Here is a 15,053-nt window from a genome sequence, read left to right on the forward strand (position 1 = left end):
ATAAATATTTAACATGAAAATAGTAGGTATTACAGGAGGTATAGGTAGCGGTAAAACTACAGTTGCAAAGATGTTTAAGTCTTTAGGGATTCCCATTTATATAGCAGATGACGAAGCTAAGAAATTGATGAATTCTTCTAAAGTTATCAGAAAAAAGTTAATTGCCTTATTAGGTGAATCATCTTACACCGAAAATGGTTTGAACAAATCTTATATTTCGTCGCGAATTTTTAAAAATAAAGAACTTCTCACTAAAATCAATGCCATTGTACATCCAAAGGTTAAAACGCATTTTGAGCGGTGGCTTAAAAAGCAAAATACACCTTATATATTAAAAGAAGCAGCCATAATTTTCGAAAATAATTTACAAGCGCAATACGATTTAATTATTATTGTAACTGCCGATACTGAAGCCAGAGTTAATCGCGTTATGAAGCGGGATGGTAGCGACCGAAAAAAGGTGATGTCCGTTATAGAAAATCAGCTTACTGATGAAGTGAAAATTTCAAAATCTGACTATGTGATTTTCAATAATGATTTAGAAAAAACTAAAATACAGGTTGCTGAAATTCATTCCAAAATCTTAAAAAAGCGATGAAACCAACAAATTTTAACATTTTTGTTAATGTAAGGTTAAATGGTCAAATCTCTAAATGTTAAAATACTAACTTTGAACAGTGGGTAAGAAGTTTTTCATCATGTTGGTTGTTTTGATGAGCCTATCGCTCATCGGTATTATCTTTGTACAAGCATTTTTTATCGATAATAGTTTAGATAATGAAGAGAAACAATTTACCCTTAATGTAAAACGTTCTTTAAGTGTTGTTTCAAAGGCAATAGAAGACAAGGAATTTGAGTATTACTATTCCAAAATTAGTGAATTGATAAGATCTGGCGGAGAGTCTGATACTATTCGCTTAAGAGAAATGCTGGTTAAATTTAGAGATGAAGATAGGAATGAAACAACCGTTTACAGGAATATAATTTCTGAAGAGAGTTTTAAAGTACCCTCATTGTTCTTTGAAATAGGTATAGACAGTATAAGCGTGAGCCGTTTGTTTAACCGTCGTGAAACCATGGTTTTTAATGAAAATTCCTTGGATGGTAATCATAGTATCAAACCTGAGGAAACCATTATTGAGTATTCAACTCTAGATGAAATTCAAAGAAAGTTATTAGAACAAGGATATAGAGATTATTACAAAAATTTCCCTATTTACAAAAGAATTGAAAAGGAGTACGTAAGAGAACTGTTGTCAAATGAGATCAAAGCAGAAGGTATTGGTATTGATTTTGAATTTGCAATTTACGATCGGGATTTGGCCACTAAGGTTCAATCGGTAAATTTCGAAATGAATACAACTTCTAATTATGGCGTTCCCATATTTTTAGATAATAATAACCAGAGTAATTATAAATTATTCGTCAATTTTCCCGAGCGTACAAAATTTTTGTTTTCGAACATATTATGGCTAATAGGGCTTTCAATTTTATTTACGGCTATTATTATAGTAGCGTATTCAAATGCTATTTATCAGTTAATCAAACAACGTCAGATTTCGCAAATAAAAACTGATTTCATTAATAACATGACGCATGAGTTCAAAACGCCGATAGCAACTATAAATCTGGCTTTAGACGCCATTAGAAACCCTAAAATTATTGATGATAAAGAAAAGGTTTTGCGTTATTTGGGTATGATAAAGGAGGAAAACAAGCGAATGCATGCTCAAGTAGAAAATGTATTGCGTATATCCAAATTAGAAAAAAACGAATTAAACATTAGTAAGGAACGTGTTAAGTTACACGAATTGATTGAAACAGCCGTTGCGCATGTGGAATTAATAGTGGAAGACCGAAAAGGTTATGTTAAGCTACATTTAAATGCACAAAAATCATCAGTTTTAGCGAACGATACACATTTTACGAATGTTATAGTTAATATATTAGACAATGCCATTAAATACACCGAAGGCGAGCCAGAGATTGATATTTACACCGAAAATGTAGGCAATAATATCCTTTTAAAAATTGCCGATAAAGGTGCCGGCATGACAAAACTAGTGCAAAAACGGGTGTTTGAAAAATTTTATAGAGAACACACCGGAAATGTACACAATGTAAAAGGCCATGGATTAGGTTTGGCTTATGTAAAAAGAATGGTAGAAGACCATCAAGGTCATGTATCTGTTGAAAGTGAAAAAGGAAAAGGTAGTATCTTTACAATAAAACTACCACTAATATCATAAAAATTATGGAAGAAGTAAATAAAAGAATTTTGCTGGTAGAAGACGATCCAAACTTTGGAACCGTACTTAAAGACTATCTAAATATGAACAACTACGACGTAGTTCATGCTAAAAACGGTATGGAAGGATTTGAAAAGTTTAAAAAAGACGATTTCGATTTATGCATACTGGATGTTATGATGCCTTATAAAGATGGCTTCACCTTGGCAAAAGAAATTAGAGAAAAAAATGCTGATGTACCAATTATCTTTCTTACAGCCAAGGCTATGAAGGACGATGTACTTAAGGGTTACAAAGTTGGTGCAGACGATTATCTTAACAAACCTTTTGATAGTGAAGTATTGCTTATGAAAATTAAGGCAATTATTCAAAGAAAAGCTACTGATACTGTGGCAGACAGCAAACAATTTGAATTTAAAATTGGAAGATTCGATCTGAATTCTAAATTGCGTTTCCTAAAGTTTGATGGTAAAGATCCTATTAAATTATCACCTAAAGAAAATGATTTGTTACGCCTATTGGCCTTACATGAAAACGATTTAATGCCACGTGAATTAGCCTTAACCAAAATTTGGAGAGATGACAACTATTTCACGTCTAGAAGTATGGACGTTTATATAGCTAAGTTGCGAAAGTATTTAAAACTAGATCCAAACGTTGAAATCTTAAACATTCATGGCGAAGGATTTAGATTGGTGATTAACAAAGACTAAATATTATTATCAATAGTTTGAAAATCCGATTGAAAAATCGGATTTTTTTGTGGCTTATTTAGTCATTTTATTTTCGATATATTCGATAATATCTTCGGTTGAAGTCTTATAATGAAACCATTGAATACTTTCATCTTTTTTAAACCAAGTCATTTGACGCTTCGCGAATCGCCGACTGTTTTTTTTAATTTCAGAAATGGCAAAGTCTAAACTATATTCGCCTTCCAAATAAGCAAAAATCTCTTTATAGCCAACCGTATTTAAGGCATTTAAATGTTTGAAAGTGAACAAAGAAGTAGCTTCTTCAACTAAACCTGCCGCAACCATATCATCAACGCGTTGGTTGATGCGATTGTAAATTTCTTCCCTATCAGCCGTGAGTCCGATTTTTATTATATCAAAATCTCTTTTGGTGTTGGAAGTTTTTAAAAATGAAGAATAGGGTTTTCCTGTACCGATACAAATTTCTAAAGCGCGAATTATACGATGCGGATTATCAATTGATATTTGATCAAATATAGTTTTATCAAGGATTTCAAGCTGTTTTTGCAAGCTTTCTAAACCTTGTTTTTCGAGCTTTTGATTTAATTCAACTCTTATATTAGGATCGATGTCAGGAAAATCGTCGAGGCCTTTTATCACAGCGTCTATGTATAATCCCGAACCGCCAACCATAATCATTAAAGGATTTTTATTGAATTTTTCATTTAGTAAAGAAATGGCATCTCTTTCAAAAGCACCAACATTGTAGTTGTCATTGATGGATTTATGATGAATAAAATGATGTTTTGCTGATGCTAACTCTCCTGGTGATGGCGCTGCAGTTCCAATAGACAATTCTTTAAAAAATTGCCTAGAATCTGCCGAAATAATTTCAGTAGTAAAATGCTGTGCAAGTTTGATGCTTAAGGCGGTTTTTCCTATGGCTGTTGGACCAAGAACACATATCAGGAACCTAGTCATTACTTAACTTTTCACCACATTTTCTGCAATAATTTGAATCGGATATAATAATGTCGGTGCCACAAGATTTGCAAGCCTCACCATGATTTGGTGCTATGGATTTGTTTGAAGAAACGTATTCCGCAGAAATAATACCTGTTGGAACCGCAATAATACCATAACCAATTATCATAATTAAGGTGGCCAGCATTTGTCCCAAAGCGGTTTGCGGCGTAATATCTCCAAAACCTACCGTAGTTAAAGTTACGATACACCAGTATATACTTTGCGGAATACTTTTAAAGCCATTATCGGGTCCTTCAATTAAATACATGATGGTACCTAAGATGATAGATATAATAAATACAAAAAATATGAAAATAAATATTTTAGACCGACTTTGTTTAAGGGCACGTGTTAGATTATTAGCCTCTCCAACAAATCTAATGAGTTTTAAAATTCTAAACACTCTTAGCAGGCGTAAGGCTCTAAAAACAGTTAAGAATTGAGATTCCATTATAAAAAGCGCAAGGTATTTTGGAATGGTAGATAATAAATCAACTATACCATAAAAGCTTAAAATATAATTTTTTGGTTTTGTGACACAAATAACACGGAGAATGTATTCAATGGTAAATAGTATAGTGATGATCCATTCTGAAATATTAAAAAAATCATGATATTGATTGTCAAAAGATTTCACACTTTCTAGCATCACAATAATGATACTGTAAACAATGGCAATTAATAAAATAACATCAAACAATTTACCAGCTGGGGTATGTGTTCCGTAAATAACTTCATGAATTTTTGCTCTCCATCCGGGCCGTGCAGTTGTGCTACTCATACTTTAAATGAATAATTACTTATGTAAATATAAACAATGATAGATTAACCTTGCCTGAAAGCTAATTTATTTCTTTCGAAGTAATATAAAACTGTTATCACTAATATTTAAAATTTCACTCATATATTCTTTCAAATATGGATAATATTCAGAAGGATATAAGGCGTCACTAAAATTAAATTTGTAATAGATAGAAATTTGTTCTTCTGTCGCATCTAATTTAAAAATCAAGGAACCTTTACCATCGGGCAGTGAGATATTTTTATCCTTTGGAAGCTCTTCTACCTGATATAGATCATTAAGATTTAATCTTATATTAAATAAGAATGCCGATTTATACCCAAAATCGATTGGATACGAACGGTTTTGTAGTTTAAATGGGTTGCTGGATATAAACTTAAAAAAAATGGGATTAAGATATATTTTATCACCAATTGCATCAAGCTCCCACTCAATTTCTACATCTTCTTTAAACATAAATGAATTTTTATCTGAGTCTATAACATGATGATTTTTAAAGTTAAAATTATCAAGTTTATTATCTAAATTTTCCACGTATTGTGTAGGATTATTATAATACGATTTTTTAACAGATAGCGCATTGTATCCAGTACTAGTAGTATTTAGTTTTCCAACCATAGTTTTCTCATCAACAAATTCTAATTCTGCTTTATACTGCGTAGTGGTTGTTTTACTCGGTTCTATATCTATCCAATAACTACCATGCTTAAAATCTAACGCACGTCCATATTGATTTAAACACTTAAATGGCAATTGGCCAAAAGCTAAAAAAGGGTCGGTTGCATCTAAAAGATAAGATTTGCCATTAATTTTAAGTAGCACAATTAAATAATTGAAATCAGTTATAACAGGGTGAATTTTTGTTGGAAAGCCGTTGTCACGAGTAGAGGTTAATACGGGATAAGCTTCTAAATCATTACTAATTAATATGTTGTGGAGCAGCATATTGATTTCGGTAGCCGTGCCTGATTTTTCAGAAATTAAATTTTTCATTGATTCTTCGTAATTCCTGTTTTTATTATTCCAGGTGTAATTATCTTGAATGTAGATTAAAATTTGTTCAGCTTTCTCAATTGGACTTGTAATATTTGAAATACTTTCTGGAAGCATCTTTACGTAGGATGAAGCGGCCTTTAATTGTCCTCCTAAATTAGGAGATGATCTAAATTCTTTATCCGCTGTGTCCCAAGTTTTAGCAAAATTTTTCACACCACCAGTAAAGTCTCTCATGGTTTTTAACTCGTATTCAATTCGGGATCGATAATTGTCAACGGTTGTCATATAATCTTCTGAAATAAAAGCTGGTATGTCTCGCATTATAAATCGGGAAGTAGCACAATCGGCAGATGCACCTCTTCCAGTTTCTAAACAACGATATTCCAAATCTTGTTCATGAGATTCAAGCTTTAGACTTCCAACCAATTTAATGTGATAGTCATAATTGCCTGGTATACTCGTGTTATATTCGCTGTAAAGCTTGGGTATATTTTCTTGAAAACTCCATGGATAATATTTTGTTATATAGGGAGATGTTTTTAAATAACTGTAAACAATTACAGAACCTTGTTTTACATTTGGCAACAAAATTTTTGTAATGTTATAACGTTCATTATATTTTTCTGTAAATATTTGATTATTAAGTAAAGGCGTATTTTCAATATTGCCATTTACTAAATTGTAGGTAGCGCCATTAATATTTGAAATTTCTTCCTTATTGCCATCAACATAAAGGGGTATTTGTATATTGGCTCTATTTAATCCTTCCTTGGTTAAAATTTTCAGTTTTACCTTAATTTCAGTTTTTAGCCTGAACGATTCTTTGTCTACGTAGCTCTTCCCATATTCATATAAAACCAATGCATTAGCAAGGGAATCTTTGTCGTAGGTGTTAATTTTTAGATCAGCTATGCTTACTAATAAGCTATTGGAGTTAAATGTATTTTGACTAAAGACAGTCATTTTTAATATTAAAAATGACACTGCTAAAATATATTTCATGTAGATATAATTATATTTTTCTTAAAAGTTACTAATCAAATGTTTTAATTTTTAGGTGTTTTTTTTGTCGCATATAGCTTTGAATAATGTGCTGCGTATCCCTATTGTTTAGCATAGGAGTTATTATGGTTTCTAGTACCTCTAATTTATTGATTTGATAATTCAAGTTGATATAGCCAATGCCTTTATAAACACCATTTTTAATCAAAATAACACTTCTTTCATCAAAAGTTCTACCACGGTCAATTATGGCCATATTTTGTAAATTATAACTATAGCGCGCTATCATATCCTTAACTCTTTGATTGTAAATTTCTGAAGCTTCAATGTTTAAACATGCACCATGACATAATTTTACATCATAATTAAAACAACCGTTTGTTGTGTTAGAAAGTCCTGTGAGTTTTAAACACAATTCATATTGCTCCACAATCCTATTCATAAATTGTTTGGAACTGTAATAATTGGCAAACGTAGTGATGGGTTGTTCTTTTTTATTGACGTTATTTATTTTAAGTTCAATGTAGCCGTGTTCGTTTACGCTAGAATAAATACCATGCGAAAAAACTGCACGCTTTAAAGCGTGATTTAAAATTGGTTTGTTGCGTTTTATTTCTTCACTTTCTTTTAATAGTGCAATGAGTTCGCTACCCGTTAATTCGTAGGTTACTTTAGCAACTTGTAATTGTATTTTTTTAGATTTTGAATTGGTGCCTGTAAAGTGCTGGTTGATGCGTTTTTTTATATTACTACTTTTTCCTATATAAATGATATCGCCATCGCTATTATGAATGTAATAAACACCAATTTCCGAAGGCAAATCTTCAATAATGTATTTTAGATTGGAAGGTAATTTTTCTTTTTGATCTGTTTTTATACTACTTTGAACAATGGATTTATAAGAGTCTTTGTTCAACAAAATTTTAAACAGTTGAACAGTTGCTAGAGCGTCACCGTTAGCGCGATGTCGGTCGCTCATGGGTATTCCAAGGGCACGCGCAAGTTTGCCAAGGCTGTATGATTCTTGATCAGGAATTAGTTGTTGAGATAATGAAACAGTGCACAAGGCTTTACGTTTAAAATCGAAGCCTAACCGATTAAATTCGGTTTTTAGAATTCTATAATCGAATTCGGCGTTATGAGCCACGATAATACAGTCTTCGGTAATTTCAACAATGCGCTTGGCAACTTCATAAAACTTAGGAGCACTTCTTAACATGGCAGTATTGATGCCAGTAAGATTCACTACAAATGGCTGAATTTCTCTTTCGGGATTAACAAGGCTAATAAACTGGTCTACAACTTTGTGCCCGTCGAATTTATAAATGGCTATTTCTGTGATGCCTTCTTCGTTGTACTTGCCTCCAGTAGTTTCTATGTCTAAAATTGCGTAGATGTTGGAATGATTTAGTTGAAAATTTTCACGTTTGATTTAGCTCAAATTTACAACTAATAACTTATTGTGAAAATTATAATTGCTTCATTTTTTAAGGTCGCTTTCAACAATCCCATCGCGTAATCTGATTATCCTGTGTGCATGTTTTGCAACGTCTTCTTCATGCGTCACTAAAATAACGGTATTTCCAGCGTGATGTATGTCGTCAAACAACTGCATAATTTCTAAAGATGTTTTAGAGTCTAAGTTTCCAGTAGGTTCATCGGCTAAAATAATTGATGGATTGTTAACCAAAGCTCTGCCAACAGCAACTCTTTGTCGTTGTCCACCTGACAGTTGGTTGGGTTTGTGATCCATTCTGTCGGCAAGTCCAACATCGGTCAACACTTTACTGGCACGTTCGTTACGTTCGGCTTTTGTTTTACCAGCATAAATCATGGGAAGTGCCACATTATCTAAAGCTGTAGTTCGGGGTAATAAATTAAAAGTTTGAAATACAAAGCCTATTTCTTGATTTCTAATATCAGCTAATTCATCGTCGGTCATCTTACTTACGTCCTGACCATTTAATATATAGGAACCATCGGTAGGAGTATCTAAACATCCTAAAATATTCATTAATGTAGATTTTCCAGAGCCTGACGGACCCATGATAGCAACGTATTCACCACGATCAATGTCTAAATCTATACCTTTTAAAACGTGCACCGTTTCTTGTCCTAAAGGAAAATCTCTAATTATATTCCTAATTTCAATAACCTTATCCATTGTTATTTTTATGATGTTTAAAACCTTTAATACCTATTGTAAGACGTAAAACCATAACGCATGTTACAATCTTATAACGAAATCTTCCTTTGTTTGCTCTTTTCTGAAGAAAACAATACCGTATTGAAACGTATCAATACTGACGGTAACTTTTGGGTGCGATTTTATGTGGTTCCAAGCCTTGGTCATGCCTTCAGACCAATAAATATCGTCAAATATAAATATAGAATTGTTATGAGCCTTTGGAAGTAGTTGTTCGAAATATTTAATGGTTGCCAATTCATCGTGATGACCATCAAAAAAAACAAAATCCCAATGCATAGTAGCCATATTTAAGAGTGCCGGCTTAAAATTATCATTAATAATAGTCACATTATCAATAGTTTGCTTTTTTAATTGCTGAATGATGAAATCTGCAATTTTCGAGCAACCTTCAATACTTGTGATGTTTGAATTTTCGTTTCCCAATGCCAAGGCGGTTGTACCAATTCCAACAGAAGTTCCCAACTCTAACACGTTTATTGGTTGGAAATACAGAGCCAATCGAAACAATAGTTTGGCATGTTTAAATTTAGTGCCAGATGTTTTGGTAATATCTGAGACACTTCGGGATAAACTTTTAAAAGTTTTTGAACCAATGCCAAAATCTGTAATTTCAAGAATTAATTTATTTTTTAGAAGAGAATTTCTATAATTTTTTAAAATTTCATATTCTGAATATTTTTTTGAATCATAAAAGCATTTGGTTATCAAATCATAAACGAATGGCGAATGCACACCATGTTGGTTTTTTGATTTGAGGAGAAAATTTAAATAAGATTTTGCCGTATGCATTTGTTGATATTGCTGCAAAAATAAAGCTTTGAATTCATGTTAAATTGAAATTTTTAAAAATAAAAAATTAGATTAGTGACAGCTAGCTTGATGATTTTTTTAAATTTGCTTAACTAAACCAACGAGCAATGACGCTTCCTAAATTTATTTTGGGTGACAATACCGACTTTCCTGAAGCTATTTATATAATTCATACCGAGTTTCCACGATTTATTATTAATCTTGAAAATGATGAGGTAGAATGGTTTGAAGATTTTGATCAGGAAGACCAAGCGGAATTAGAACTAGAAATAGAAAATCTTATTACCCAAGCAAGTGCTTTTTACGATAGGGAAGTAGAACGATACAACGATTAATGCTAGAAAAACTTTTACAATACGATACCGAGTTATTTTTGTATTTAAACAAATTAGGAAGTCCAACTTGGGATAGACTTTGGCTCATAATTACTGCCGAATTTACATTTGTACCGCTTTATTTGGTGTTATTGTATTTAATATATAAAAGTTATGGATTTAAACCAATGCTTATTTTTGTGCTCACCATCGCATTGATGATCACCTTTACAGATCAAATCACAAATTTATTCAAACATACTTTTCAACGTCCGAGACCATGTAGACTAGATGAATTAGTCAACGAAGGTATGCGCTATATAGCAGCACGTTGCGGTCGATATGGGTTTTTCTCCGGACACGCTTCAAATTCGATGGCAGCGGCAGTTTTTGGGGGATTGGTATTGAGAAAACACTACAAAAACTTGATATTTATTTTATTATTTTGGAGTTTTTTCGTGGCTTACAGCCGTATTTACGTTGGGGTCCATTATCCTATAGATTTATTTTGCGGAATGATATTTGGTGCTTTAGCTGGTTTTGGTTTTTATAAACTAGGATTATATTTTCTCCGAAGGTTTGAAAAGCACAACGTCAGTTGAATAGCTTATTTTCAAAATCGCTTCGATTTGTAACGGTATATCTAATATAATTTCTTTTTATCCATAGGAAAGCAAAACAAGCCACAAGAGGATTGAAAAGTCTATTGATTAAACCGTATTTCGATTTTCCAGTGATCCGCTTAAAATGAGATACAGGCACTTCAAAAACCTTACCGCCTTGCAATAAAATCATTGCGGGCAAAAATCTGTGAAGTCCTATAAACATTGGAATGCGTTTGGCATAATCTGTATGAATGATTTTTAAAGGACAACCCGAATCGTGCATGCCATCATTAGTGAAAATATGCCGAATAGCATTGGCTATTTTTGAAATATGATTTTTGACGAAGGAATCTTTCCTATTTCGTCTAAATCCATTAACTAATTGATAATTATCAATATAATCCAGTAAAATATTGAAATCCATCGGAGATGTTTGTAAATCGGCATCTATATAGCCGATTAAAGGTGTATTTACGTTATCTATTCCAGCTTTAAGAGCTGTACTCAAACCTCTATTCTTGTCTAAGGTTAAAAATTGAAAATCTTGATTTCTCTGGCAAATTTTTTCTATCAAATTTTGGCTATTGTCTTTTGAGCCATCATTTACAAGCATAACTTTAGATGATACTTTACTTACTTTTAGGAATTCAATAAATTCTTGCTCAACTCTTAAAAGGTTGCCTTCTTCATTAAATACAGGAATGATAATAGTTAACTGATAAGACATTTTAAATTTATTTTCCGTTGTAAAAGTAAATAATTAAAAAATAAGAATATAGCATCAGAGTTTAAACAAAAAATGATGTAATTTGCATTATAAATGATTGTAAAAATGAAAATTTTAGTTACCGGAGCCGCTGGCTTTATAGGTTCGCACACAGCAGAAAGATTAGCAGAATTAGGGCATAGCGTGGTGGGCATTGATAATTTTTGCGATTATTACAGTCCGGAATTGAAGTCATTAAACGCTAATGCTTTAATGGATTTTGGTGTTCAAATGGTTAAGTCTGATTTGCGCGAAGCAGGAACCTACAAAATTTTAGCAAAGGATTTTGATTATATTTTTCACTTTGCCGCCCAACCAGGCATCTCTTCAACATCTACATTTGAAGATTATTTCACCAATAATATTCTAGCAACTAAATTACTATGTGATTTTGCTTTGCAATGCAACCAATTAAAAATGTTCGTCAATATTGGTACATCTTCAATTTATGGATTAGAAGCTACCTTTCCAGAAACAAAGGCACCAGAGCCGGCATCCAACTACGGTGTTACTAAACTAGCCGCGGAACAATTGGTGCTACAACGTGCTCGTATGAAACAAATAAAGGCTTGTTCTCTCAGATTGTATTCAGTTATTGGTCCACGAGAACGCCCAGAAAAAATGTATACCAAACTGATTGATTTGGGACTAAAAAACCGACCGTTTCCACTTTTTGAAGGTAGTGAAAAACACTTGCGCAGTTTTACTTATGTAGGCGATATTGTTGATGGTCTGGTTAGTGTGATTGGCAAAGAGGATATTTTAAATAATGAAATTATTAATCTAGGAACCGAAGTTGAACACACTACTCAAGAGGGTATTGATGCAGTTTCACAGGTTTTAAATAAATCTATTCAAATACAAAAAATGCCTAAACGTTTTGGAGACCAAGTGCGTACCAAAGCAAATATAGATAAAGCAAAACGATTGTTAAATTATAATCCTCAAACTACCTTGTTACAGTCTGTTGAACTTCAAGTAGCATGGTTTATAAAGAATTTTCTATAAATTTAAAAGATAATCTGCTGCAACAAATGGGGTAGTTTTTCCTTGTTCAATAAGTTGCATTTGTTGTTTTAATTCTAATTTAATTTGGGGTTTATTGTAGAAGTCCGATTTGAGCCTATCGTCAATCGTTTGTGTAAGCCAATGCTTATTTTGCTGAATCCGGTTGGCTCTAAAATAGCCATTTTCTTTAACTTGTTTTAAATAGCCTTCTATCAACTCCCATAGGTCATTAATGCCAGTTTGTTCTAAAGCACTGCACAAACTAACAGTTGGAGTCCAACCAGAATCTTTGGCTGGGTAGAGGTGGAGCGCACGGTTAAATTCTACTTTTGCGTTTTTTGCCTTTTGAATATTATCACCATCAGCTTTATTAATCACAATGGCATCAGCCATTTCAATAATGCCTCGTTTTATACCTTGTAATTCATCGCCAGCACCTGCAATCTTGAGTAGTAAGAAGAAATCGACCATGCCATGTACCGCAGTTTCACTTTGACCAACACCAACAGTTTCAACTAAAATTGTATTGTATCCGCCAGCTTCACAAAGAATAATGCTCTCGCGTGTTTTTCTGGCAACGCCTCCTAACGAACTACCAGAAGCCGACGGTCTAATAAAAGCTTGGTCACTTTTAACCAAATTCTCCATACGCGTTTTATCACCAAGAATACTGCCTTTACTCAGTGAGCTACTCGGGTCTACCGCTAAAACGGCCACTTTTCTTTCTTGATTCACCAAATGTAAACCCAAAGCTTCAATAAAGGTGCTTTTACCAACGCCCGGAATTCCTGTGATGCCAATTCTAACCGATTTATTGGCATGTGGCAAACATCCTAAAATGATGTCGTGTGCTTTTTTGGTATGTTCTGGCTGTGTACTTTCAACTAGCGTAATGGCTTGACTTAAAGCTGTAATATTACCTTTTAATATGTTACTAATTAATTCTTCCGAAGAAGTTTGTTTATCGTTTCTTTTTTTGATGAATTCAGAGGCATTTGAGCTGATGGTGCTCGGTTGCTTAACACCTTTTTTTTCGCTTAATGCTTTATGTTTTTTAGAACTCAAAATCTTTTTATTGGGTTAATTTTAAAACTTCTATAGGTATGGCAATTTTAGTTGTGTCCCAAGCCATAGTTAAAAAAATATTTCCTGTGGTGTTGTCAAAACCGATGGTAAATTGTTCAACTTCATTGTCTAAATGGGAGACAGGAACATGAATATCAACAATGTCAAATTGAGGTTCACGCATGGGTTCCATGGCTTCGTTCACACCCCAAGGATACATTTTGTTGTTGAAAAACACTTGCCAAAGTTCTTCATTAGGAACCGTCCAAAGAGTATAACTTCCTTGAGGGAGAAAAATACCATCAATCATTAAATCTTGATTGGTTATAAAAACCGTGGCTTCATTGGCACCAGTTCGCCATACTTCGTTGTAAGGAACTAAAGCACCAAAAACTTCGCGTTCGCGTTTTGAAGGTCTATTGTATTTTACTTCTAATTTTAAGTCATTCATTTGAAATGATACGGCATCTTGTGGACTCAACCGCGGCGAAAATATATTTTCAACAAAATATGAATAGCAAAATAATCCTGCGGCAATTAGAAATAAACCTATGAGAAGTCTTTTTAAAAAGTAATTCATTGTAAAAAATGCAATATTAAGGGATGTACATAAATATAACGCAAGTTATTAAATTTTATGAGGACGAATGACATTAATATTTTTCGTTTAAAAATTATTTTATGTAGTTAGTATAATATGATGTGCGTGATTTTACTTTGTATTTTTGTAGCTTAAATTGTCCTAATTCTTATGATATCGTTTTCCCAATTTTTACAAAAACTTGCACCCGACGCGTCAAATATTTTATCAAGCAGATTAAAAAAATCAGATTATTGTAGCTTGGATTTATCAATCAATAACACCGATTTAAACTTTGAAATGCTACAATTTTCCAGTTTATTGGAAACCTACATTTGGAATCGTATGAAATCCAAAAATGCACAAGTAGCGTATGGTGGTTATTTAGAACCACGCGGCATTTACCAACGCAGCATTCATTTTAATCAACAAGATCCTGATAATGAACGCAACATTCACTTAGGGATGGATTTATGGATTGAAGCCGAAACACCCATATTTACACCTTTAGATGCTGAGGTGCATAGTTTCAGAAACAACCTAAATTACGGCGATTACGGACCAACCATCATTTTAAAACATGAGGTTGAAGGAATAAAATTTTACACGCTTTATGGACATTTGAGTTTAACTTCTATATCTTCTTTGGAAGTTGGTCAATGTTTTAAAAAGGGAGCGCTAATTGCTACTTTAGGAGATGCTACTGTAAACGGCGACTATCCACCACATTTACATTTTCAAATCATAAAAGACATTGGTGAATTTAAGGGCGATTATCCCGGCGTGAGTAGTAAAAATGATTTAACCTTCTTTGCTCAAAACTGCCCGGATCCTAATTTGTTATTGAATATATATTAGGTTTTTCAAAAAAAATGCTTGAACTAAAGTACAAAATCCTGATAGTTCTAGACTATCAGGATTTCATC

16 protein-coding genes are annotated in these 15,053 nt (G+C 32.9%); 7 read left to right on the forward strand and 9 right to left on the reverse strand.

Annotated features, from left to right (window positions below):
- The first annotated feature begins 13 nt into the window (after positions 1-13).
- The 3 genes from coaE (at position 14) to V7Z48_RS04405 (ending at position 2,962) form a co-directional block, all read left to right on the forward strand.
- A complete protein-coding gene (gene coaE / locus V7Z48_RS04395) occupies positions 14-598 on the forward strand; it encodes a dephospho-CoA kinase (RefSeq protein ID WP_334112182.1) in 585 nt (194 codons plus the stop codon).
- A gap of 79 nt (positions 599-677) precedes the next feature.
- Positions 678-2,249: a sensor histidine kinase gene (locus V7Z48_RS04400; protein WP_334112183.1), complete on the forward strand. Its 1,572-nt coding sequence runs from the start codon at positions 678-680 to the stop codon at positions 2,247-2,249.
- A gap of 5 nt (positions 2,250-2,254) precedes the next feature.
- Positions 2,255-2,962, forward strand: a complete 708-nt coding sequence (locus V7Z48_RS04405) for a response regulator transcription factor (protein ID WP_334112184.1) — start codon at positions 2,255-2,257, stop codon at positions 2,960-2,962.
- Positions 2,963-3,016: 54 nt separating this feature from the next.
- Here the strand turns inward: V7Z48_RS04405 and miaA are convergent, their stop codons facing one another.
- The 6 genes from miaA to V7Z48_RS04435 all read right to left on the reverse strand — a co-directional run bounded on the left by miaA (position 3,017) and on the right by V7Z48_RS04435 (position 9,768).
- Positions 3,017-3,925, reverse strand: a complete 909-nt coding sequence (gene miaA / locus V7Z48_RS04410) for a tRNA (adenosine(37)-N6)-dimethylallyltransferase MiaA (protein WP_334112185.1) — start codon at positions 3,923-3,925, stop codon at positions 3,017-3,019.
- Entirely contained in the window at positions 3,918-4,751 is an 834-nt protein-coding gene (locus V7Z48_RS04415; protein WP_334112186.1) for an ion transporter, read from the reverse strand. Before V7Z48_RS04415 ends, miaA begins: the two co-directional genes overlap by 8 nt.
- 66 nt (positions 4,752-4,817) lie before the next feature.
- Positions 4,818-6,770, reverse strand: a complete 1,953-nt coding sequence (locus V7Z48_RS04420; RefSeq protein ID WP_334112187.1) for a DUF3857 domain-containing protein — start codon at positions 6,768-6,770, stop codon at positions 4,818-4,820.
- Positions 6,771-6,801: 31 nt separating this feature from the next.
- The gene (locus V7Z48_RS04425) at positions 6,802-8,166 is read right to left on the reverse strand and encodes an exonuclease domain-containing protein (protein WP_334112220.1); all 1,365 of its coding nucleotides are present in this window, start codon (positions 8,164-8,166) and stop codon (positions 6,802-6,804) included.
- An 84-nt stretch (positions 8,167-8,250) separates the two neighbouring features.
- Positions 8,251-8,934 carry an ABC transporter ATP-binding protein gene (locus V7Z48_RS04430; RefSeq protein WP_334112188.1) on the reverse strand — a complete coding sequence of 228 codons (684 nt, stop codon included), beginning with the start codon at positions 8,932-8,934 and terminating at the stop codon, positions 8,251-8,253.
- A 63-nt stretch (positions 8,935-8,997) separates the two neighbouring features.
- Positions 8,998-9,768, reverse strand: a complete 771-nt coding sequence (locus V7Z48_RS04435) for an O-methyltransferase (protein WP_442954708.1) — start codon at positions 9,766-9,768, stop codon at positions 8,998-9,000.
- A gap of 128 nt (positions 9,769-9,896) precedes the next feature.
- Between V7Z48_RS04435 and V7Z48_RS04440 the strand changes: the two genes are divergently transcribed.
- Together V7Z48_RS04440 and V7Z48_RS04445 are read left to right on the forward strand one after the other, a co-directional pair.
- Positions 9,897-10,124: a hypothetical protein gene (locus V7Z48_RS04440; protein WP_334112190.1), complete on the forward strand. Its 228-nt coding sequence runs from the start codon at positions 9,897-9,899 to the stop codon at positions 10,122-10,124.
- A complete protein-coding gene (locus tag V7Z48_RS04445) occupies positions 10,124-10,705 on the forward strand; it encodes a phosphatase PAP2 family protein (RefSeq protein ID WP_334112191.1) in 582 nt (193 codons plus the stop codon). The genes V7Z48_RS04440 and V7Z48_RS04445 overlap by 1 nt, the downstream gene beginning before the upstream one ends.
- Here the strand turns inward: V7Z48_RS04445 and V7Z48_RS04450 are convergent.
- Positions 10,698-11,435, reverse strand: coding sequence for a glycosyltransferase family 2 protein (locus V7Z48_RS04450; protein WP_334112192.1), 738 nt, complete (start codon positions 11,433-11,435; stop codon positions 10,698-10,700). The two genes, V7Z48_RS04445 and V7Z48_RS04450, sit on opposite strands and share 8 nt — an antisense overlap.
- Positions 11,436-11,540: 105 nt before the next feature.
- Here V7Z48_RS04450 and V7Z48_RS04455 point away from each other — a divergent pair, with 105 nt between their 5' ends.
- Positions 11,541-12,482 (forward strand): NAD-dependent epimerase/dehydratase family protein, encoded by a 942-nt coding sequence (locus V7Z48_RS04455; RefSeq protein WP_334112193.1) that lies wholly within the window; start codon positions 11,541-11,543, stop codon positions 12,480-12,482.
- Here the strand turns inward: V7Z48_RS04455 and meaB are convergent.
- Positions 12,477-13,547, reverse strand: a complete 1,071-nt coding sequence (gene meaB / locus V7Z48_RS04460; protein WP_334112194.1) for a methylmalonyl Co-A mutase-associated GTPase MeaB — start codon at positions 13,545-13,547, stop codon at positions 12,477-12,479. The genes V7Z48_RS04455 and meaB overlap by 6 nt on opposite strands.
- Positions 13,548-13,554: 7 nt before the next feature.
- A complete protein-coding gene (locus V7Z48_RS04465) occupies positions 13,555-14,127 on the reverse strand; it encodes a DUF2911 domain-containing protein (RefSeq protein WP_334112195.1) in 573 nt (190 codons plus the stop codon).
- Positions 14,128-14,298: 171 nt separating this feature from the next.
- On the opposite strand from V7Z48_RS04465, the gene V7Z48_RS04470 reads away from it, so the two are divergent.
- Positions 14,299-14,985, forward strand: a complete 687-nt coding sequence (locus tag V7Z48_RS04470) for a peptidoglycan DD-metalloendopeptidase family protein (RefSeq protein ID WP_334112196.1) — start codon at positions 14,299-14,301, stop codon at positions 14,983-14,985.
- Positions 14,986-15,053 lie beyond the last annotated feature (68 nt).

The organism is Paucihalobacter sp. (assembly GCF_036825875.1).
In the GTDB taxonomy this organism is placed as follows: domain Bacteria; phylum Bacteroidota; class Bacteroidia; order Flavobacteriales; family Flavobacteriaceae; genus Paucihalobacter.